17 protein-coding genes are annotated in these 20,104 nt (G+C 54.4%); 10 read left to right on the top strand and 7 right to left on the bottom strand.

All coding sequences use genetic code 11. The annotated features are described in order from the left end of the window. Entirely contained in the window at positions 1 to 2,043 is a 2,043-nt protein-coding gene (locus V8L70_RS13160; RefSeq protein ID WP_008959581.1) for a hypothetical protein, read from the top strand. A gap of 30 nt (positions 2,044 to 2,073) precedes the next feature. Next, the gene (locus tag V8L70_RS13155; protein WP_101147851.1) at positions 2,074 to 2,832 is read left to right on the top strand and encodes a TlyA family RNA methyltransferase; all 759 of its coding nucleotides are present in this window, start codon (positions 2,074 to 2,076) and stop codon (positions 2,830 to 2,832) included. 9 nt (positions 2,833 to 2,841) lie between these two features. Here the strand turns inward: V8L70_RS13155 and mscK are convergent, their stop codons facing one another. Continuing rightward, on the bottom strand, positions 2,842 to 6,141 hold the full coding sequence (gene mscK / locus V8L70_RS13150; protein ID WP_232774971.1) for a mechanosensitive channel MscK: 3,300 nt from the start codon (positions 6,139 to 6,141) through the stop codon (positions 2,842 to 2,844). Positions 6,142 to 6,374: 233 nt separating this feature from the next. On the opposite strand from mscK, the gene V8L70_RS13145 reads away from it, so the two are divergent. The 4 genes from V8L70_RS13145 to V8L70_RS13130 all read left to right on the top strand — a co-directional run bounded on the left by V8L70_RS13145 (position 6,375) and on the right by V8L70_RS13130 (position 8,506). Continuing rightward, positions 6,375 to 7,406 (top strand): phospholipase A, encoded by a 1,032-nt coding sequence (locus V8L70_RS13145; protein WP_101147913.1) that lies wholly within the window; start codon positions 6,375 to 6,377, stop codon positions 7,404 to 7,406. A 77-nt stretch (positions 7,407 to 7,483) separates the two neighbouring features. Next, complete coding sequence (locus tag V8L70_RS13140; RefSeq protein WP_101147850.1) at positions 7,484 to 7,816, top strand: ElaB/YgaM/YqjD family protein; 333 nt, start codon at positions 7,484 to 7,486, stop codon at positions 7,814 to 7,816. After that, complete coding sequence (locus V8L70_RS13135; protein WP_101147849.1) at positions 7,816 to 8,220, top strand: phage holin family protein; 405 nt, start codon at positions 7,816 to 7,818, stop codon at positions 8,218 to 8,220. The genes V8L70_RS13140 and V8L70_RS13135 overlap by 1 nt, the downstream gene beginning before the upstream one ends. Then, complete coding sequence (locus V8L70_RS13130; RefSeq protein WP_101147848.1) at positions 8,195 to 8,506, top strand: YqjK-like family protein; 312 nt, start codon at positions 8,195 to 8,197, stop codon at positions 8,504 to 8,506. The genes V8L70_RS13135 and V8L70_RS13130 overlap by 26 nt, the downstream gene beginning before the upstream one ends. A gap of 34 nt (positions 8,507 to 8,540) precedes the next feature. Here V8L70_RS13130 and V8L70_RS13125 read toward each other — a convergent pair whose 3' ends face one another. Beyond that, entirely contained in the window at positions 8,541 to 9,725 is a 1,185-nt protein-coding gene (locus tag V8L70_RS13125; RefSeq protein WP_336269663.1) for a BaiN/RdsA family NAD(P)/FAD-dependent oxidoreductase, read from the bottom strand. 145 nt (positions 9,726 to 9,870) lie between these two features. Between V8L70_RS13125 and V8L70_RS13120 the strand changes: the two genes are divergently transcribed. Continuing rightward, entirely contained in the window at positions 9,871 to 10,953 is a 1,083-nt protein-coding gene (locus V8L70_RS13120; RefSeq protein WP_101147847.1) for an efflux RND transporter periplasmic adaptor subunit, read from the top strand. Then, on the top strand, positions 10,953 to 14,096 hold the full coding sequence (locus V8L70_RS13115; RefSeq protein WP_336269579.1) for an efflux RND transporter permease subunit: 3,144 nt from the start codon (positions 10,953 to 10,955) through the stop codon (positions 14,094 to 14,096). Before V8L70_RS13120 ends, V8L70_RS13115 begins: the two co-directional genes overlap by 1 nt. A gap of 83 nt (positions 14,097 to 14,179) precedes the next feature. Here the strand turns inward: V8L70_RS13115 and V8L70_RS13110 are convergent, their stop codons facing one another. After that, a complete protein-coding gene (locus V8L70_RS13110) occupies positions 14,180 to 14,608 on the bottom strand; it encodes a DUF3617 domain-containing protein (protein WP_101147845.1) in 429 nt (142 codons plus the stop codon). Positions 14,609 to 14,752: 144 nt separating this feature from the next. On the opposite strand from V8L70_RS13110, the gene V8L70_RS13105 reads away from it, so the two are divergent. After that, complete coding sequence (locus V8L70_RS13105; protein WP_101147844.1) at positions 14,753 to 14,962, top strand: zinc ribbon domain-containing protein; 210 nt, start codon at positions 14,753 to 14,755, stop codon at positions 14,960 to 14,962. Between the two features lie 6 nt (positions 14,963 to 14,968). On the opposite strand, the gene V8L70_RS13100 is transcribed toward V8L70_RS13105, so the two are convergent. From V8L70_RS13100 to V8L70_RS13085, 4 genes are all read right to left on the bottom strand, one after another. Next, a complete protein-coding gene (locus V8L70_RS13100; RefSeq protein ID WP_101147843.1) occupies positions 14,969 to 15,799 on the bottom strand; it encodes an ABC transporter permease subunit in 831 nt (276 codons plus the stop codon). Beyond that, positions 15,796 to 16,707 carry an ABC transporter permease subunit gene (locus tag V8L70_RS13095; protein ID WP_101147842.1) on the bottom strand — a complete coding sequence of 304 codons (912 nt, stop codon included), beginning with the start codon at positions 16,705 to 16,707 and terminating at the stop codon, positions 15,796 to 15,798. The genes V8L70_RS13100 and V8L70_RS13095 overlap by 4 nt, the downstream gene beginning before the upstream one ends. 52 nt (positions 16,708 to 16,759) lie before the next feature. After that, on the bottom strand, positions 16,760 to 17,941 hold the full coding sequence (locus V8L70_RS13090) for an ABC transporter ATP-binding protein (RefSeq protein WP_176304563.1): 1,182 nt from the start codon (positions 17,939 to 17,941) through the stop codon (positions 16,760 to 16,762). Between the two features lie 102 nt (positions 17,942 to 18,043). Continuing rightward, positions 18,044 to 19,147 carry a polyamine ABC transporter substrate-binding protein gene (locus V8L70_RS13085; protein WP_101147840.1) on the bottom strand — a complete coding sequence of 368 codons (1,104 nt, stop codon included), beginning with the start codon at positions 19,145 to 19,147 and terminating at the stop codon, positions 18,044 to 18,046. Between the two features lie 388 nt (positions 19,148 to 19,535). Between V8L70_RS13085 and ahpC the strand changes: the two genes are divergently transcribed. Further along, positions 19,536 to 20,093: an alkyl hydroperoxide reductase subunit C gene (gene ahpC, locus V8L70_RS13080; protein WP_431313221.1), complete on the top strand. Its 558-nt coding sequence runs from the start codon at positions 19,536 to 19,538 to the stop codon at positions 20,091 to 20,093. Positions 20,094 to 20,104 lie beyond the last annotated feature (11 nt).

Genomic DNA, 20,104 nt, shown 5'->3' with positions numbered 1-20,104 from the left:
GTGGAGACTGATCAAGTTACGTCTTCTCAAGAAGATAGCAAGCTCAATGGACTGTTGAGCAAATTTGATGACGCTGTGCGCCTGCTTACGCAGGCGCCCGCCTTCTCAAAGCCCGCCAAGCTGCCGCGAGTAATGGATACTGCGCGGCGAATATTACTTCAGGATGGCGGTTGTGAAGCACTGGAATCCCGCGCGCAAGCGTTCGAGGAGGCTGGTGTGTTTTTAGGCTCCGACTGGGAAACTCCCCAATATCTGGTGCCGACCCTGACAACTTTTGCGCTGAAAAGCGCGGATGCCAATGTGGTCGTCATCGAAGCATTAAGCGAGCTTCGGCTTCTCGCCGTCGCTAAAGGCGACTTTATTCATCCCCTGATTTCCGCCGATCATGCGCACCATTACCTGACTCAGGTCATGGCCATTAATTTATGGCTGCTATTTTTACCGCCCAGTGAGGCGGAGCGGGAAACCCAGGGGCGCCTGGCGACCATTCCTCGCCAGCTTTTCCAGCACTTAGCGGATCGAATCGGCTACGAACATATCGTCGATCAACTGATTGATGAGATTTGGCGCATTTTAAAGCAGCGTCCCATCCAGGTTGACTCGATCAAACAAATGATCACCCAAATTGCCCTTTGCCAAGCCAACCCGGCGATTGATCTTGGCGCCAGTGGCCAAGGCGCCGACCGTTTGGTCAGCTCGCTTTACGGGCCCACTCAGGCCTGCCGAGAAGACCCTGGTGTCGATGTTTATCGCGACCGATTGGAGCACATGGATCAGGCGGCGCTGCAGGCTGAATCCACGGGTTTTGCCAGGGCGATGCACGATACCGGGCTAGTTTCGCCCTACCACGCCGTGTTGCTACGCCACCTGCTTGAAGAGGGTGATCATTTACTCTCTGAAGCGTTGGGCTTGTCGTCTACCGGGCGTGATTGCTTACTCTGCTACCGTGAGCTGGTTCAAGCGTTGATTCGTGGTGGTGTTTATCCTGCTACGTCGCAGGCGGTCTATGGCCTAGCGCTCATGCTCGAACGCGGCATTCTTTATCAGCCGCCGGTGGCACCGGCCATGTGGCGCCAGCTTAATCTACCGCTCTCAGAGTGGGCCCAGTCACGACTCACTATCGCCTATGGCGACACTGTTTCGCCCCGTGCACGGCTGATTGAAGGCGTGCTATGCATGCTGGGTCTACCGTTAGGCGTTGGACAGGGTAATAACCCTACCTGCCAATCGGCACGCGCCCTTTCCATGTGGGCCTACAATGATCCGGACTATCTGCTGCAGATGGTGGCGTGGGCAGCGCGCGATGACGAACTCATTATGCATTTCGAGGGCCAGGCCATCTCATCGATGGAGAGCCTTTCTGGCGTTGCGACTGAATTGCCAATGGATTTAGATCCCGTGTCGCTGATTGTGGTGCCACACCTTGATCGCATTTATGCCGAAATGGGCCGACGTTGCATTGGTCGTGAGGGTGACCCTCACCGCTGGGTGAATCCTGAATTTCATGGCTGGTGGTCAGGACGCGGTTTCCGCATCAATGTCGATGTGGCCACCGGGCAGCTAAGCGATGTGGATGATTTTGTACGCCACTTCTATGCCAGCTATCACCCCTACTACAATGGCAACCAACCGCTGATTCATCCCCAGCCAGCGGGCATTGCGGTCACCGATAGCGCAGCACGCTTTATTGGCTGGCACGCGATCACCATTTTGCGGGCCTCCCTCGACCCATCTGACGTTATGCGGGTTTATTTTTATAATCCCAACAACGATAGCGGCCAGGATTGGGGCGACGGCGTCATTGTCAGCACCTCGGGTAACGGTGAACGCTTTGGTGAAGCATCGCTGCCTTTCGAACGCTTTGCATCGCGGCTGTATATTTATCATTACGACCCACTCGAGCGTGGTGAAGTAGTGTCTGTCACCGATGAAGAGTTGGAAAATGTGAAATATTACCTCCACCGTAGCTGGGGGGCATCGCGTTTACCGCCTGTCGAACTGCAGGCTGATCAAGGCCCTAACGCCCCACCGGATGCAGAATAAGCCGCCCTATTAACGACACTCTTAATCATTATGATGCGACTCGATCAACTATTGGTCAGCCAAGGGCTGGCCAATTCGCGTACCCGCGCCCAGCGGCTTATTCGACATGGGCGGGTTCGTCTTGCCAGTAACGGTAAGCCGTTAACTAAGGCGTCAGAAAAGTGGCCCGAAGATACTCGCTTTGAAGTGGAGGACGACCCTGAAGAGCGCTATGTCTCCCGCGCGGGTTTGAAACTGGAAGCGGTGCTGACAACGCTACAAATGCATTTCAATGAAGCGGTGGTACTCGATATAGGCCAATCGACCGGTGGCTTCACCGACTGCGCGCTGCGCTTTGGCGCGCGCCATGTCGTTGGTATAGAGGTTGGCCATGGGCAGCTGGCCCCCGAGCTACGTGGCGACCCACGCGTGACGTGCCTGGAGGGATTGAATGCGCGTTACATGAGTAGCGATGAAGCACTAAAAAGCGTGCTTGCCGCTCAACCCATCGATAGCGCCATTATGGATGTGTCATTTATCTCGCAAACGCTAATTCTGCCTGAAATTGCTACTCTGCTGCCGCTGGAGGGGCAATTGATTTCGCTGGTTAAACCTCAGTTTGAGCTGAACGCAGAAGCTCTCGATAAGCGCGGCGTGGTGCGTGACGCTAGCCGTTTTAACGACGTTGAAGCCAATATTCGCAGCACCTGTCACGCCTGCGGATTTACCATACGCCACTGGCAGGAGAGCCCGATTACCGGCGGCGATGGCAATCGGGAGTTTCTCCTGCATGCCGTAAAAGGCGCTTAATAAAAAGCTTCAAGTCGACGAAGGAGGCGTGAGCTGATTTGCAGACTGCACTTTTATAGCCTCGCCCTTATCAGGATGTAGCCATACGTCCATCTGCTCAAAGGCCACGCGTACGCCCGCCTCACGAAACAGTGCATCAACCCGACAGTTAATTTCATCGGCCGCAAACAGCCTGTCGAGCAGGTCGTTGACGAAAATACGCAGCTCAAAATTGAGGCTATGCTGCCCGTAGCTTAAACAGAAAACCTGAGGTTCTGGGTCCGCCAGCACGCGCGGGTTTTCATCTGCAGCTTTGCGCAGCAATTGATGCACCTTCGGCATGTCCGACCCATGAGCCACGCCGTAAGTCAGCACGACTCGGGTAATATTATCCGACAGCGACCAGTTGATTAGCTGGTCAGTCACAAAGGTTTTATTGGGGATAATAATTTCTTTACGGTCAAAATCAGTGACGGTGGTCGCCCGAATGCGGATACGGCTGACGGTACCGTGCAAATTGCCAATCGTGATCGTGTCGCCAATACGGATGGGGCGTTCAAACAGAATGATCAAGCCGGATATAAAGTTGGCGAAAATCTCCTGCAATCCAAACCCTAGGCCCACACTCAGAGCGGCCACCAGCCACTGCAGTTTGTCCCAGGAAACGCCAAGGGTCGATAACCCCATCACAATCCCCGTGCCCACAATAGTGTAGGAGAGCAGCGAGCTAATGGCATAGGCGCTGCCCTGTTTCAATGACAGGCGGGATAACACCATCACTTCTAGCAAGCCGGGTAAGTTGCCCGCCATGATAAACGTAATAGCGACAATCAGCAGGGCAGCAAAGATGTCGGATATCGATAGCGCGTTATCAACCAGGTCCCCCTCTTGCGCCTCCCATAGTGACACGTTGTCCAAATAGCCAAGCACTGAAAGCAAGTCTGCCCAGACCAGATAAAGCAGGGCACTAAAACCAATCAACACAATCAGCTTGGAAAGCCGCAGCGACTGGCTGTTGATTTGCGCCATATCAAGCGGTGGCTCTTCGACAACTTCTAACCCACCTTCAGCGCCCTCCTGTACCTGAGCGCGTCGGCGCGCCAGCGCACGACGATAGGCAAGTCGCCGCGCGGCCACGGCAAGGCTGCGCACCAACGTGGCTTCCACCACTACCCACAGCCCCAACAGGTAAAGCGTAATGGCGAACCTGCCTACTAGACGCAAAGCAGTGTATTCATAGCCCCAGGCGACTAATCCCAGCAGCATCAGCGGTACCGACGCCATCGCCAGCCCCAAAAACAAACGAAACAGGCGCACGCCAAAAATGGGGATATGCGCCAGTATCAACTGCGTCAGCCACCAGCTCATGGCTATCAATCCAAGTGACAGTAACGCCAGCGCAACGGGGCGCTGTGCTAACGGAGTCTCCATCTCACCCGACATAGCCGCAATGGCAATGACGGGCACCAAAGCGATACCTAACCCGCCTAACAGTTGGCGTAAGCGAGCGGTGTATTGAGGCGACCAGGTAAAATGACGTTCAGCCACCCCATCAGCAACCAATAGTCGGCGCACCCATGCCACTACGCCCCAACTCAGGGCTAACTGAAGCAGTGCCGGAGCAACGCTAGTCGCCAACGGCCCCACCGCGCCTAATAACCCAACCCCAATGCCCGCTAACGCTAATGGGCCAGGCAGCGCCAGCAGCGCATTGAACAGCACCGCTTTAGGCGTGTGCAGCTGGGTATCGCTTTTCAAGCGTCCGATTTGTGAATGCAGGTTCGCCAAGCGCGTCTTAATTTGGCGACGTAACCCCATCAGCACAAGCCCCACCAACACCAGCGGTGCCCCGTTAAGCACTTGCCAAGAGAGCCCTTGCCAACGGGTGGGCAAAATGGCGCGCCACTCTCCCTCTTGCCACTCTAAAAGTAAATTACGCGGTAACTGGCGCAGCCAATTAACGTCCAGCGGGCGGCTATTGGCGACCCAAAAGAGATGTTCATCAATCGTCTCGCGTAGCTCACTGGTGGTCGTTAATACCTGCTGCTGGTTCAGCTGTAGCTCGATCGCTGCACTCAACAAGCTTCCATAAGACTGCTCCAATTGTTCGACTAGCTCCCGACGTGATTGATAAAGACGAGAGAGAGAATCGACTAATCCAGGCGTTACCTCTATGCCCGCCTCTGCCAGACGCTGCGTGGCAAACTGGTCACTTTGACGTAGCTGGTCGCGCTGACGAACCAAATCAAACTGTTTTAAGCGCAGGTCGGCAATTTCGTCCTGTAAATCTCGTGGTGCCGACAAGGGAGGCAAGGACTTGCGCTGTTCACGCAGAATACGCGACAGCAGCTGGCTGCCGCGGATAGCCTCAATTTGCTCATTAAGGCTGCGCTGAAGCTGACGCACGTTCTCTAACTGTCGCTGGGCTTCAATATTGTCGCGCACTATACTGTTTGCGCGATCTGTCGCCCGCAGCAGCTCTAAACTTAGCATTTGATTGTTTTGCTGCTCTTGCACCAGCACCGGATGCCCAGCGGCGATTAACGGGTTATCCCTGGCGGCATCGGCAATGGCTTGCTCAGAGGCCAATCGGCGTTGCCGATCAATAACGCCTTGCAACATCGTTAGCTGCTGCTGTTGATAATCGATCTGCACCATCAGCACATCACGGCGCTCCTGGGCTAATTCGCGCAGGCGGCTATTAGCGCTTAGCTCACGCTGATAAAAGCTTACTTCACGTTCGGCCAGTGCCCGCTCAAGGCGTAATTGGATAAGCCGTGCATCGCTCAGTGCAGAAAGTTGGCGATCCGCTAGCAAAGCCTCGCGCTCATCGTGTTGTCGGCGTAGACTTTCTGCGCGTTGGAGAGTTTCAGCGATGGACTGCTGGGCACGTTCAGGCAGTGTTTGGGCGGCCAGCAGTTGCGAGTTCACTTCTGCCAGTTGGCTTTGCAACTGCTGCAGCTCGACCACGGCGTTAGTTTGCAACGTTTCCAGCTCATCAAGGGGGCGGTTGCTCAAGTCAGCCACCGTTAGCTGCTGGGAAGCCTCTTCCGCTTCGCTCAACTCGCGCTGCAGTCGTGCTAACATTTCAGGGGCTTGTTCTACTCGGGTGTCTAGAGCCGCTAGACGCTCGTCCACAGAAGCCAGCCGCTCATAAGCTTCAAGAGCCGCTTCCAGGGCCTCTTTATCGCTGACCTGCTGGGCGGTCAAGGGTTCTTCAAGAGCTTCTAACTGAGCAAGCCTTGATGCCAATTCAGCCTGTTCGGGCACTAGCTCAAGCATATTGGACTGAAGCGCAGCGTGTGCTGGATTAAAAGCGACACTGCTCATGACAAACAGCAGGAACAAACAGGTTATACTCCACTGACAGGCGCATCTCACCACGTTACGTATCAACACGTTACTTAGGGCCTCGCTGACATCAAATGCTCCGCAGAGACGGAGAATGATGCTATTGTCAGGCGTTCTGATGGTCAGCGCAATCAGAGGTGTTGACTTCCTCAGGCGGCGTGATAGAAACACGCTTGGCATTTGCCTATTCCTTTATTTTGCGAGTCACCTTGATGGTCACCCGAAAACTGCCGTTAACGAAACTTATTGTCCTGCTGAGTCTTGCTACTTTTAGTGCGAGTGCCGTCGCTGAGTCTCAACAAGAGATTGAGGAGCGTATCCGTGCCCTCAACGCCGAGCTGTATGACCTGCATCAACAGTTGCAGCAGATTGAGAGCCCCGAAGATGCCGCGCAGGGCATGCCGTTTGAACAGTTGCCTGAAGAAGCTGCACGGAAAGATTTAAGCGAGCGCCGTGAGCTTGAACAGGCATCAACCCGCAACCCGTTTTCCATCACTACCCACCGCACCAACTACCTTTTTCCAGTTAGCTATAACGCCAATCAAAACCGTGAAAGCTTCCGAAATATTTCTGGTGATACCCCGATTGATAACGTTGAGTTGAAATTCCAGTTTAGTGCCAAGGTTAATCTGGCCGAGCAGGTATTGGGCAACTATGGCGATGTTTACTTCGGCTACACCCAGCGCAGTTGGTGGCAGGCTTATAATACTGACGCCTCATCGCCTTTCCGGGAAACCAACTACGAGCCGGAAGTGTTTATCGACTTTGACAATGCCTGGGGGGCGCTGGGCTGGGTGAATACCCGCAACCGAGTTTCCCTCAATCACCAGTCTAATGGACGCTCAGATCCTCTCTCCCGTAGCTGGAACCGGGTTTATCTTGAAAGTACTTTCCAGCGCGGTGACTGGGCTTTTACCCTGGCACCCCATTGGCGGATACCGGAATCCACAAAGGATGACGACAACCCAGATATCGAACGCTACATGGGGTACGGCGATATTCGCCTCGCCAAGCGCCTTAATAACAACCATGAAGTGAGTGGACAGCTGCGTGGCAACCCAAGCGCTGGCAATATAGGCACACAGATAGATTACAGCTGGCCTGCTTTCAACAGCTTGCGAGCACATGTACAGTATTACTATGGCTACGGCGAAAGCATGATTGATTACGATCATCGTGTGCATCGCTTAAGCTTGGGGTTCAGTTTAAATCCCTTATTTAGTGCCACAGGGCTGAACCGATAGGTGTAACTGCTTGTCTGTTGTCAGGTGGCTGCTATGCTTGTAGCAGCCCTCTCATTCATTCGTCAAAGGAAGACTTCATGGCCAAACGTCAGCAAACTTACTCTACGCAAGCCGATCAACTTAAAGATGATCTGCGCCATTTGAGCGAAACCGTTGAAGAACTCGTCAACGCGACCGCTAAAGATGCCAGCGGAGAGATGAACGATCTACGTACACGCGCCGAGCGTCGATTAAAAGATACCCGTGCGCGCCTTGAAGCTCGCGGCGAACGCCTCTATGACGACACGCGCGACTCACTGACACAGCAAGCAGATGCCTGCGACCGCTATGTTCATGAGAACCCCTGGACGAGTATTGGCATTGGTGCGGCAGTGGGTATGGTTGTGGGTATGCTGCTCGGTCGTCGCTAATGGCTTTGGGTCCAACCCAACGCGTCTTCTCTGCTGCCAAACGCTTACTAAAATCGCTGATCGCTAATAGCGAAACTCGCCTGCGTTTGGCGGTGTTTGAGTTAGAAGAAGAGCGTGCGCGGCTACTGGTTTTACTCCTTCTTGCAGGTGCGAGCTTACTGCTGCTGTTGCTGGGTATTGCCACACTGACAGCGCTGGTAGTGGTTCTGTTCTGGGATAGCTATCGCTTAACCGCCATCGTGATAAGCGCTGGGGTATTGATAGGCGCCAGTTTGTTACTAGCGTGGATCGCTGTTCGCCAGTCGAAGCGCCACTCTCTTTTGAAAGAAACACTCAAACAGCTTGCCGCAGATCGAGCACTGCTTGAGGAGCCAAGTGATGAAACCATCCGCAGACACCGCTAACCCGCCAACAAAGCCACTAAGCCGCGCTGAACGTAAAGCCCTGCTGCTGGCGGAATTGGAGCAGCAGCGTGTGGATATTCTGGTCGATAGCGAATACCTGCAGCAAGCCGCCTCGCCCCTGGATAAAAACTGGCAAAGTTTCAAGCTGCCGCTTTACGCCGTCGGTGGTTTTGCCGCATTCAAACTAATGCGCCACCCAGGTGGAGCAATGGCGGCAGGTAGAAAAGTGCTTGCGGGCTATATGCTACTCAAGAAGCTTAAGTTATTAGCCAAAGTGGCTACTTAAGCCTGTTGCTAATACCCTGAGCGAGCGGCGTTGCCTAGCAAGACTGACCACAGGCTACGCCACTCGCCCATGCCCACTGAAAGTTATACCCACCGAGCTCGCCTGTAACATCCACTACTTCACCGATAAACCGCAGCTGTGGCAAGCCTTTCACTTCAAAGGTTTTGGATGATAGCGCGTCGGTATTGACTCCCCCCATGGTCACTTCAGCAGTGCGCCACCCTTCAGTACCTGCCGGTTTCAGTTGCCAAGCATTAAGCCTGCCAGCCCATTCGTCCAAGGCCTGATTGGCATATTGAGCGAGCGGCCGCGCAGGATCATGATCGGGATACCACTCAAGCAATGCTTGCGCCAAGCGCTTCGGAAAGCGTTCCGTCAGCCACGTAGAAAGTTGACGCTTGGGCGTTGCTTGACGCGCCTCACGCAGCGATTCCGCCACATCTTCACCGAGCAACAGATCAACGGTAAGGCTCTCCCCTGGCTGCCAAACGCTGGATACCTGCAGCATCGCGGGCCCAGACAGGCCGCGGTGGGTAAACAGCATAGGATCAACAAAGCGACGGCTGCCAGCACTGGCGACCACTGGTACGCTGACACCAGAAAGTGATGCTGCACGCGCTTTCCAGGTATCGCTAAGGGTGAACGGCACCAACCCCGGCCGAGTATCGAACACTTCCAAGCCAAATTGACGCGCTATGTCGTAACCAAATCCCGTCGCTCCCATACTCGGAATAGAAAGCCCCCCGCTGGCCACTACCACCACACCCGCATCAATTTTACCGATCGACGTCGACAGCCGCATGGCATTGCCCTGCTGTTCCACACGGGTAATCTGAGTACTGAGTTTTATTTCAGCCCCGGCCCACTCGCACTCGGTGAGTAGGGTGCGAACAATTTCCTTGGCGGAGGTTGCGCAGAACAGCTGCCCCGGTGTTTTCTCAACATGCTCAACGCCATGGCGCTCAACGAGCTCGACAAAGTGTTCTGGGCGGTAGCGCTTGAGCGCTGAGATACAAAAGTAAGGATTTGAAGAGTAAAAATGCTGTGGCGTCGTGCCTAGATTGGTAAAGTTGCAGCGGCCGCCGCCGGACATCAGAACCTTCTTGCCCGCTTTGTTAGCATGATCAAGCACTAAGACCCGTTTACCGGCATAGCCCGCTTGCGCTGCGCACATTAACCCTGCGGCGCCAGCGCCAATAACAACGACATCATAGATCATAATGGGCAGTTCAAATTTGACGACATTCAGGGCGGCTCCGAGTGCAAAAAACAGGCATTCTACCAGGGGCATGCTTGATAAATTTTTATATTAAAAAAATACTCTGCATAATAAACGTATAACTATTTACAACACTGAGATCACTATGTCTTTACCAGTTCGACGACGACTGCTTCTAAGACTCACGCTTGTTCCTTTTGCCCTGCTGTTAGCGCAGGTGGCGTTTGCCCAATCGGCACCGTCTGTCATCGGGACACGGGCAGAAATGACCACCTGGTCTGACCCCCTTGAAGCGCTGGGGACGCTGAGTGCCGATGAAAGCGTCACGCTTTCCACCACCGTCACGGAAATTGTCTCCGAGATCAATTTCCAGGACGGTGAACAGGTTGACGAGGGACAACTGCTTATCCGACTAGAAGATGCCGAAGAGCAGGCGCAACTAAGGGCCTCGCAAGCGCTACGCGAAGAGCGACGCAATGCCTCGAACCGTGCCACGCAGTTGCAAGACCGTAATCTGGCGGCCAGAGCCGACGTAGAAGATAGCCAGTCCCGCCTGCGTCAGGCAGAAGCCGACATTCAAGCCATTGAGGCCCAACTAGCCAACTACCAAATAGAAGCTCCCTTCAGTGGCCGCGTTGGGTTTCGTAATATCAGCGTCGGTGCGCTGGTCACCCCAGGAATGGATCTGGTGACGTTGGATAAACTAGAAGTTATGAAACTGGACTTCAGCGTACCCGAGGTGTTTCTAGGCCGCCTTGCACCAGGATTAATACTAAATGCCACTACCGCTGCCTTCCCAGACGATATTTTCAGCGGTGAAATTGCCACCATCGGCACTCGGGTCGACCCGGTGACGCGCAGTATTGATGTCCGCGCCGAACTCGACAACTCTGACGGCCGGTTGCGCCCTGGCATGCTGATGGAAGTCATCGTTCAGCAACACGTGCGCGACACTATTGTGATCCCTGAAGCCGCTATCGAACCCAGTGGAGACCGTCATTTTGTGATGCTTATCGAACAAAGTGACGGCACGACTCGCTTGGCACGCCGCGAAGTGGCGATTGGTGAACGACGCAATGGCGAGGTAGAAATTCTAGAGGGGTTGTCTGCCGATGAGTTAATTGTCGTTCACGGCCTGCAACTGGCCCGGGATGGACAAGAAGCCAGGCTGATCGGGATTGTCGATGACGAGACCGGTATTCGAGCGTTGCTAGAGGCTGACCGCTGATGCGCCTTTCGGATATCTCCGTTCAGCGCCCTGTGCTCGCGATGGTGATCGCGGCGCTGATTATCGCGTTTGGTCTTTTGGCGCTCAATCGCCTGCCATTGCAGGAGTACCCCACCATTGACCCGCCGGTGGTCACTATCGACACCCGCTACCCAGGCGCCTCGGCCAGCGTGGTCGAAACGCGCATCACCCAGGTGCTTGAGGATCGCATAGCCGGGGTGGAAGGCATCGAGCTGATTACTTCGCAAAGCGAAGATGGCCGTTCCCAGATTGAAATCGAATTCGGCATCGATATGGATATCAATGCCGCCGCCAATGATATTCGTGACCGAATTTCCGGCGCCCTGCGCAACCTGCCCGACGATGCTGACAACCCCGAGGTCACCAAGGCTGACAGCAGTGAGGAGATAGTGGTGTGGCTCAGCCTTTCCGGTGAAGACTACTCCATTACCGAACTCACCGATTACGCTAACCGCTTTCTGGTCGACAGCCTTTCCGTGCAACCAGGCGTGGCACGGGTACGCGTTGGCGGCGGCAGCGACTACGCGATGCGGGTTTGGCTGGATCGCAATGCACTGGCTGCCCGAGGGCTTACCGTCGGCAATATCGAGGATGCCCTGCGGGCCGAAAACGTAGAGCTCCCGGCAGGCTCGATTGAATCTGTCGATCGCCAGTTTATCGTTCGCCTTCCCCGCAGCTTTGCCAGCGCTGACGACTTTCAGCGCCTTGCGATCAACTCTCCTCAAAACCAGAGCGAAAACGGCTACCTGGTGCGCCTTGCCGACGTAGCCCGAGTGGAAGTCGGTGCGGTAGAAGATCGCTCTGTCTTCCGCTCCAACGGTGTGCCCATGGTCGGGCTTGGCATGATCATGCAGTCCACAGCCAATGTCATCGAGCTTTCCGAGGCGGTACAGGTAGAGCTTGAAAGGCTGCAGGGCACGCTGCCGGAGGGAATGACGCTTAGCTTGAACTACGACGCCTCACTGTTCGTCTCCGGCGCGATTGATCAGGTCGTCATGACGCTGTTTATCGCCATGGGCTTGGTGGTGGTGGTGATTTTCCTGTTCCTGGGCAATTTGCGCACCACGCTGGTACCCGCCGTGACGGTTCCCATTGCCGTTATTGGCGCGTTTACCGCCCTTGCCGCGATGAATTTTTCCATCAACCTGTTAACCCTGCTGGCCCTGGTGCTTGCCATTGGCCTGATTGTGGATGACGCCATCGTAGTGCTTGAGAACATCAACCGGCGTATGCACGACTACGGTGAAACACCGCTGGTCGCCGCCTTTCGCGGTACCCGGCAGATCGCCTTTGCAGTCATCGCCACCACGCTGGTATTGGTGGCGGTTTTTGTGCCCCTGAGTATGCTGCAGGGGGATATTGGCCGGCTCTTTTCCGAATTCGCGCTGACCATGGCCGCCGCGGTGGTGATTTCTACCCTACTCGCGTTGACGCTTACGCCGATGATGGCGTCTAAAATTCTTAAGCCAGGCATGCACGATAGCCGCATTGGTAAAGCCGTACAGTGGCTGCTTAATGCCACCCAGCGCCGCTATCAGGCCTCACTGGAGTGGATGCTCAAGATGCGCTGGCTGGTCGTCGCCATGTTTGTGCTGTTGATTGCGGCTACGGCCTGGTTGGCGACAGCGTTGCCGAATGAATACACCCCACAGGAGGACCGCGGCAACTTTATCGTATTAGTGAATGGCCCTGAAGGCGCTACCTTCGATTACATGATGGATTATATGGATGAAATCGAAGCGCGTATGACACCGCTGATCGAGAGCGGCGAGCTGGAGCGTGTGGTGGTTCGTGCGCCACGTGGCTACGGCAATATCGAGAATTTCAACAGCGGCTTTATTATCGTCAATATGGCCGACTGGGGCAGTCGCCGTAGCGCCTGGGAAATCATGGCCGACGTACGCCAGACACTGAGCACCCTACCCGGCGTACAAGCGTTCCCCGTCATGCGCCAGGGCTTTGGGCAACGCACCGAAAAACCGGTCCAGTTTGTACTGGGTGGCGGCACGTATGAGGAACTTGCCCGCTGGCGGGATATGTTGATCGACCATGTGCGTGAAAACAATCCGCGCTTAACAGCCCTGGAAAGCAACTACAACGAGACCCAACCGCAACTGCGGGTGGAGATCGACTACGAGCGTGCTGCCTCGTTAGGGGTGACTGTCTCGGAGATCGGCAGAACGCTGGAAGTGTTGTTGGGCGGTCGCAATGTCACCCGCTATGTGGATGAGGGTGAGGAGTACGATGTCATCCTGGAAGGCGACCGCGGCAGCCAGAACAGCCCCAGGGCGCTGGATAACATTCAGGTTCGCTCGGCGCGCTCCGGTGAGCTGATTCCTCTGGCCAGCCTTGTCACGCTTTCCGACTTTGCTGGCGCCAGCACCTTGAATCGCTTTGACCGCATACGCGCGATTACCATTGAGGCCAATCTGGCAGATGGTTACCCACTCGGCGAAGCGTTGGCGTACCTAGAGGAGAGCGCTGCAGAGCTGCTGCCAGAAGAGGCACAAACCAATGTGGCAGGCGCATCACGCGACTTCCAGCAGGCTAGTGGCGCTACCGCCTTCCTGTTGATAATGGGCGCACTGGTGGTGTTTTTGGTACTCGCTGCCCAATTCGAGAGCCTAATCCACCCCTTTGTTATCATGCTCACGGTGCCACTGGCAATGAGCGGCGCGCTGCTTGCCCTACTGCTCACTGGTCAGTCGTTGAACATCTACAGCCAAGTAGGCTTAGTGCTACTGATTGGCTTAGCCGCTAAAAACGGCATTCTGATTGTCGAGTTTGCCAATCAATTGCGTGATGAGGGAAAAGTGTTTCGAGCCGCATTGATTGAAGCCTCTGTGACACGCTTGAGACCTATCTTAATGACCGCCGTCACCACCATGGCCGGCGCCATTCCATTGATTATCTCGACAGGACCGGGGGCCGAGTCGCGCTTGGTCATCGGTACCGTGATTATGGCGGGGGTCGGTTCAGCCACGCTGTTTACACTGTTTGTCGTGCCCGTGGCTTACGACCTGCTGGCACGCCATACGGGATCGCCAGGCGCAGTGAAGCGACAGCTCGAAGAGGAAATCGCCAACGCCCCTTCCCATGAAGGCGCTGCAGACAGGCAATAAGTACCTATGCAGTAACTACCAATGAAAAGGGCTTCCCGGTTAACCGGGAAGCCCTTGCTTTGAACTAGCGTTGCTGCTGGCGGTTACTCACACTCGCCGAGGTACTCGCCTTCAATGACCGTGTTCATGCTCAGCTCGCCCATAGGCGACTGAGTCAGGATATCGACACTGCCTTCAATACGTTCGCCCATAAACCGCATTTCGCCATCGATGGTCGCTTCGCCGCCTTCAGCACGGCATACCATGCTGTAGCTAAGGCCGTCTGCGTTCAATTCTTGATCGAGCAGTTCACAGCCCTCTTCTTCCTCGATGAAGCCGAATTCAGCCCCCTCAAGTTCTTCCTGAGTAATACACTGGCGCTCGGTTTCCGTTTGATCCGGAATTTCCATTTCGCCGCTGACGCTGGTTTTGCTGACAAATTCCCACTCGCCAGCTTTCACATTGGGGGTTTCAGCCAACGCGACCATCGGAAAGGCCACTAGGGCCGCTACTGCCATGTTACGTAACATCATCGCTACTCTCACTGCGTTGCTTTAGGAACCAGCGAATATCCTACCTGATTCAATCCTACGATGCCCTACCTGAGGGACACACTGCTACACTCACTTCCTTAGAAATGCTTGATTAAGCGCACTCCATCTAAAAGGAAGCCAACGATGCATGACGACGCCCTGGTCAATTATGACTTCCACTGCCCTTACTGCGATTCACCGCTGACCTTTCTCATTGATACGTCACAAAGCAGCCATGACACGTGGGAAGATTGCCACCAGTGCTGCGCGCCTATCCAGTTACAAGTTGTCGTTTCGCCGATGACCGGCGAACTCGATAGCGTAGTGGCCGGTCGCGACGACGACGTTCTATAGTTTGCATTAAACGTCTTGCAGGGCAGCCTTTCGCTTGGTTTCGTTGCGGCGCATAACAAACCAAGCCAAAAATGTTGCCAGGGATACGATCAGTATAATCAGCGTGGCAAGCGCATTAATCTTTGGTGATACGCCCATACGCACCGATGAAAACACCACCATCGGCAGCGTATTCGCTCCTGGGCCCGAGACAAAGCTGGCAATCACTAAGTCATCGAGTGAGAGCGTAAACGCCAGCAGCCAACCGGCTGCCAGCGCTGGAGTGATAATCGGCAGCGTAATGGAAAAGAAGGTTTTCACCGGCGGCGAGCCCAAGTCCATGGCCGCCTCTTCAATGGAGTGATCCACTTCGCGCAGACGCGCTGCCACCACGACCGCGACATAGGCACTGCAAAACGTGGTGTGGGCAATCCAGATCGTCGCCATGCCACGGTCAGCAGGCCACCCGGTAATCTGCGCCATTTGCACAAACAACAACAGCAGCGACAGACCGGTAATCACCTCGGGCATGACCAATGGCGCCGTCACCATGCTGGAGAGTGCCGTTTTACCCCGGAAATGGCCGTAGCGCGTCATCACAAAGGCCGCTACGGTGCCTAAGCAAACCGCCATGCTGGCAGCGAAAAATGCAATCCTCAGGCTCGTCCACACCGCCGATAGAATCTGCTCGTCACGAAATAGTTCACCGTACCATTGGGTAGAAAACCCAGCCCACACGGTGACCAGTTTTGAGGCGTTAAACGAATACACCACCAGCACAAACATCGGTAGGTAAAGAAACAGCAGTCCAAGCACCAGCATGACCGTTGAGAAGTTGATCCGTCGCAGGCTGCTCATGACGCTAGCTCCTTGGACTGATAGCGATGGAACCAGACAATCGGCACTAGTAAGAGCAGCAGCATCACCATGGCCAGCGCCGACGCCACGGGCCAGTCGCGGTTTAGGAAAAACTCCTCCCACAACACCTTACCGATCATTAATGTGTCCGGGCCGCCAAGCAACTCGGGAATCACGAACTCGCCTACCGCCGGGATAAACACTAGCATCGAACCGGCGACAATCCCCCCCATAGAGAGCGGCAAAGTAACTTTGACAAAGGTATTGATCTTGCGCGAACCCAGGTCAGCAGCGGCTTCCAATAACGAATTATCCATCCGGGTTAGGTGGGCATACAGCGGCAACACCATAAACGGCAAGTAGGCGTAAACGATACCAATCGTGACCGCAAACTGGGTATTCATCATGCGTAGTGGAGAATCGATCAGACCTATCCCTATCAGCAGGTTATTGATCAACCCGCTATTGCTTAAAATACCCATCCAGGCGTAGACACGAATCAGAAACGACGTCCACGAAGGCAGCATGACCAGCAGCAGTAACAGCAGCTGCCAGCGAGCCGGTGCCCGCGCCATGGCATACGCCATTGGGTAGCCGATCAGCAGACAAGCCACCGTCGCTATGAACGCAGTTTTGACTGAGCCCCAATAGGCGGCAATATAAAGCGAATCTGAAAGGAGAAAGAGATAGTTGCCCAGGTTTAAAAAGACATGCAGCGTCTGGTCGGCATACTCAAGCAGTGGCCCGTAAGGCGGAATCGCAATCGCCGCCTCGGACAGGCTGATTTTGAGTACCAGTGCAAAAGGCAGCAAGAAAAACAGCGTTAACCAGACGAGCGGAAACGCAATCACTGCCCGCCGCCCCAGTTTCAAGCGTTTGAGCAGTGCTGAAGAACGAGATGGCTTCATTGAAGGCAGGCTCCTCGCAGTAGGAAAGGCACCACGCTAGCGGTTCAAGACCCTAGCGATTCAGAACAATAGTGCTGTGATCTTCCCAGTGGACATAGACGCTGTCTTCCCAGGTTGGACGATCACCGCGGCGTTCCGTATTGGCCATGCTGACCTTGATCATCTGGCCCGACGGCGTGCGAACGTAGTAGAGCGAGAAGCCCCCCAGGTAGGCAATATCATCCACCTTGCCTTCCGCCCAGTTATATTCCGTGGTGGGCTTTTCACGGGTTAACCAGATTTTCTCGGGGCGTAGTGCGACCCACACCCGGCGATCCATCGCTTGGGTGGTTATCCCATGATCAATATAGATGGGGCGTTCAAGCGCAGGGGCGACGATGCGGCAGTGGTCGGCAGCATCCTCGATAATTTCCCCTTCAAACAGATTCACCGTACCGACGAACTCTGCCACCATGCGGCTTACCGGGCTTTCATAAATATCCACCGGCGAACCTACCTGCTCGATCCAGCCATCGGCCATGATCGCCACGCGGTCAGCCATGGTCATGGCTTCTTCCTGGTCGTGCGTCACCATGATGCAGGTAACGCCTACCTGTTCGATGATCTCGACCACTTCCAGCTGCATTTCAGTGCGTAGTTTTTTATCCAGCGCCCCCATGGGCTCGTCCAGTAGCAGCAGTTTTGGCCGCTTGGCCAACGAGCGCGCCAGTGCCACCCGTTGACGTTGCCCGCCGGAAAGTTGATGCGGCTTGCGCTTGGCGAAGCGCTCCATGTGCACCAGCTTGAGCATTTGCGCAACACGGGCGTCGATATCCGCTTTGGGCAGTTTGTCCTGCTTTAAACCAAAGGCAATATTCTGGGCAACCGTCATATGCGGAAATAACGCATAAGACTGGAACATCATATTGATGGGCCGCTTGTGAGGTGGCATTGCGGTGATATTGACACCGTCTAGCAAAATGCGCCCTTCTGTTGGTGTCTCAAACCCTGCCAGCATCCGCAGCAAGGTTGATTTTCCCGACCCAGAACCACCTAATAACGCGAAGATTTCGCCGCGCTTAACCTGCAAATTGACATCATCCACCGCCAGCGCATCATCAAATCGTTTGCTTAAGCGTTTCACTTCCAGCACGACATCCTCGGCAAACCGTGGGGTTTTACCCAGAGGACGTGATCCGGAAGGAGTGCTTGGCACAGCAGATGAAGGCTCGTTCGACAGGGGCGTAGTGACCATTCGCCACTCCCATCAAAAGGCCCGGCAACCCGGGCATTAATAAAGACGAACAGCGAGCCGGTGAGGAAATGCCTCTGGCTCGCCGTCGGATAAATGTCGGTTTTAACGACCAGACTTCACACGATTCCAGATCCGTGTACGTGCGCGTTGCACATCTTGAGGCTTTTCAATCGCTACGTACAGGTTTTGCATGACCTCAGTTTCCGGGTAAATAGCCGGGTCATTGATAATCTCATCAGAGAGATATTCATTGGCCGCCGCGTTGGGGTTGGCATACCGCACATACTCGGTAATTTCAGCGGCGATTTCCGGATCAAGAATAAAGTTGATAAACGCATGGGCGTTTTCAGTGTTCGGCGCATCGGCGGGTACCGCCATCATATCGAACCAAAGGGCAGCGCCTTCTTTGGGAATGCTGTAACCAATACTGAAATCACGACCAGCTTCTTCAGCACGCGCCGCAGCTTGGAAAATATCACCGGAGTAACCTGCGGCGACGCAAATATCGCCATTCGCCAGATCAGAGACATAACGCGAGGAGTGGAAGTAGGTCATATCGTCGCGAACGTCGGCAATCAGCTCGCCGCCAGCTTCCAGGTCATCAATACTTTCACTAAGCGGGTCCAAGCCCAAATACGCCATGGCGGGCGAGAGCATTTCATCACCTGAATCTAACATCGACAAGCCGCAACCTGCCTCGCTCAACGCAGCGGTTATTTCAGGATCAAACAGCAGCGCCCAACTGTCCAAGGGGGCGTCGTCACCGAGGATTTCCTTTACACGCTCAACGTTATAGCCAACACCGTTAGTGCCCCACATATAAGGAACCGAGTATTCGCTACCCGCATCAATAGCTTCCAAGTTGGCCATCAGGTCGGAGTTGAGATTGTCTAAATTGGGCAGTAGCTCATGGTTAAGCGGCTGGTAAACACCGGCGCTTAATTGACGAGTAAAATAGTGGGTAGAGGGTACCACCACATCGTAGCCGGAGCGCCCAGCGAGCAGCGCGGCATCCAAAATTTCATTGCTGTCATAAACGTCGTAGGTCACTTCAATGCCGGTACGCTCGGTGAATTTTTCCAGCGTTTCCGGGGCAATATAATCTGACCAGTTAAACACCCGCACCTCGTCGGCGTGGGCAGCGCTAGCCGCTGCGGCAAACGAAATGGCCGCAACGGCCGCGGAAAGTTTGTGGATGTTCCCCATTATCACTGCTCCTAATGTCAAAGCTCTATTTGTCTAAGCTCTATTAGCGACGTTTTTGAGCCACTCGTTTTTAGCTCTCGCTGTTAATAACGCTTGGCTACGGCTGTTTTGTGCCAGCTGGCCCACGGCTAACAATAGCGTAGGTCATAACGCTGACCGTGCGAATTTTGCGGTGCAGTGACGCCTACCGCAAGCCAATGTGAAAAATTCTTGTATTTTGCTTCATCGACCCCATTAACCAGCCAGTACAACGACAACGGCCTGGCCAATAGAGAAATGCTATTGATGGCATGGCTATTCTTAATTTTAGCCATTAGTCGTTAGCCATTAGTATTATCAACAATTTCACATTATTCATTTACCAATCCTGGAGATTATCTGAATGTCATTGATCAACACTGAAGTTAAGCCGTTTAAAGCAACTGCCTATTTGAATGGCGAATTTGTTGATGTTACTGAAGCCGACATGCAGGGTCAGTGGTCCATCTTTTTCTTCTATCCCGCTGACTTCACCTTTGTTTGCCCGACTGAGCTTGGCGACTTAGCCGACAACTATGCTGAATTCAAAAAACTGGGCGTTGAAATCTACAGCGTTTCAACCGATACCCACTTTACTCACAAGGCATGGCACGACAGCTCTGACACCATCGGCAAACTTCAGTACCCGATGATTGCGGATCCGACGCTGCGCATTTCACGTAACTTTGAAGTCTTGATCGAAGAAGCTGGTCTTGCCGAGCGCGGCACCTTTGTTGTCGACCCCGACGGCAAAATCCAGATCGTCGAAATTAACGCAGGCAACATCGGTCGTAATGCCGAAGAACTGCTGCGCAAAGTGAAAGCCGCTCAATACGTTCGTGCCAACCCGAACGAAGTGTGCCCAGCCAAGTGGAAAGAGGGTGAAGAGACTCTCGCTCCTTCGCTGGATCTAGTAGGCAAGATCTAAACCGCTCGCGG

Source organism: Vreelandella arctica (genome assembly GCF_037070215.1).
Taxonomy (GTDB): Bacteria; Pseudomonadota; Gammaproteobacteria; order Pseudomonadales; family Halomonadaceae; genus Vreelandella; species Vreelandella arctica.
The sequence above is the reverse complement of the archived record's forward strand: the minus strand, read 5'-3'. Positions and strand labels throughout refer to the sequence as shown.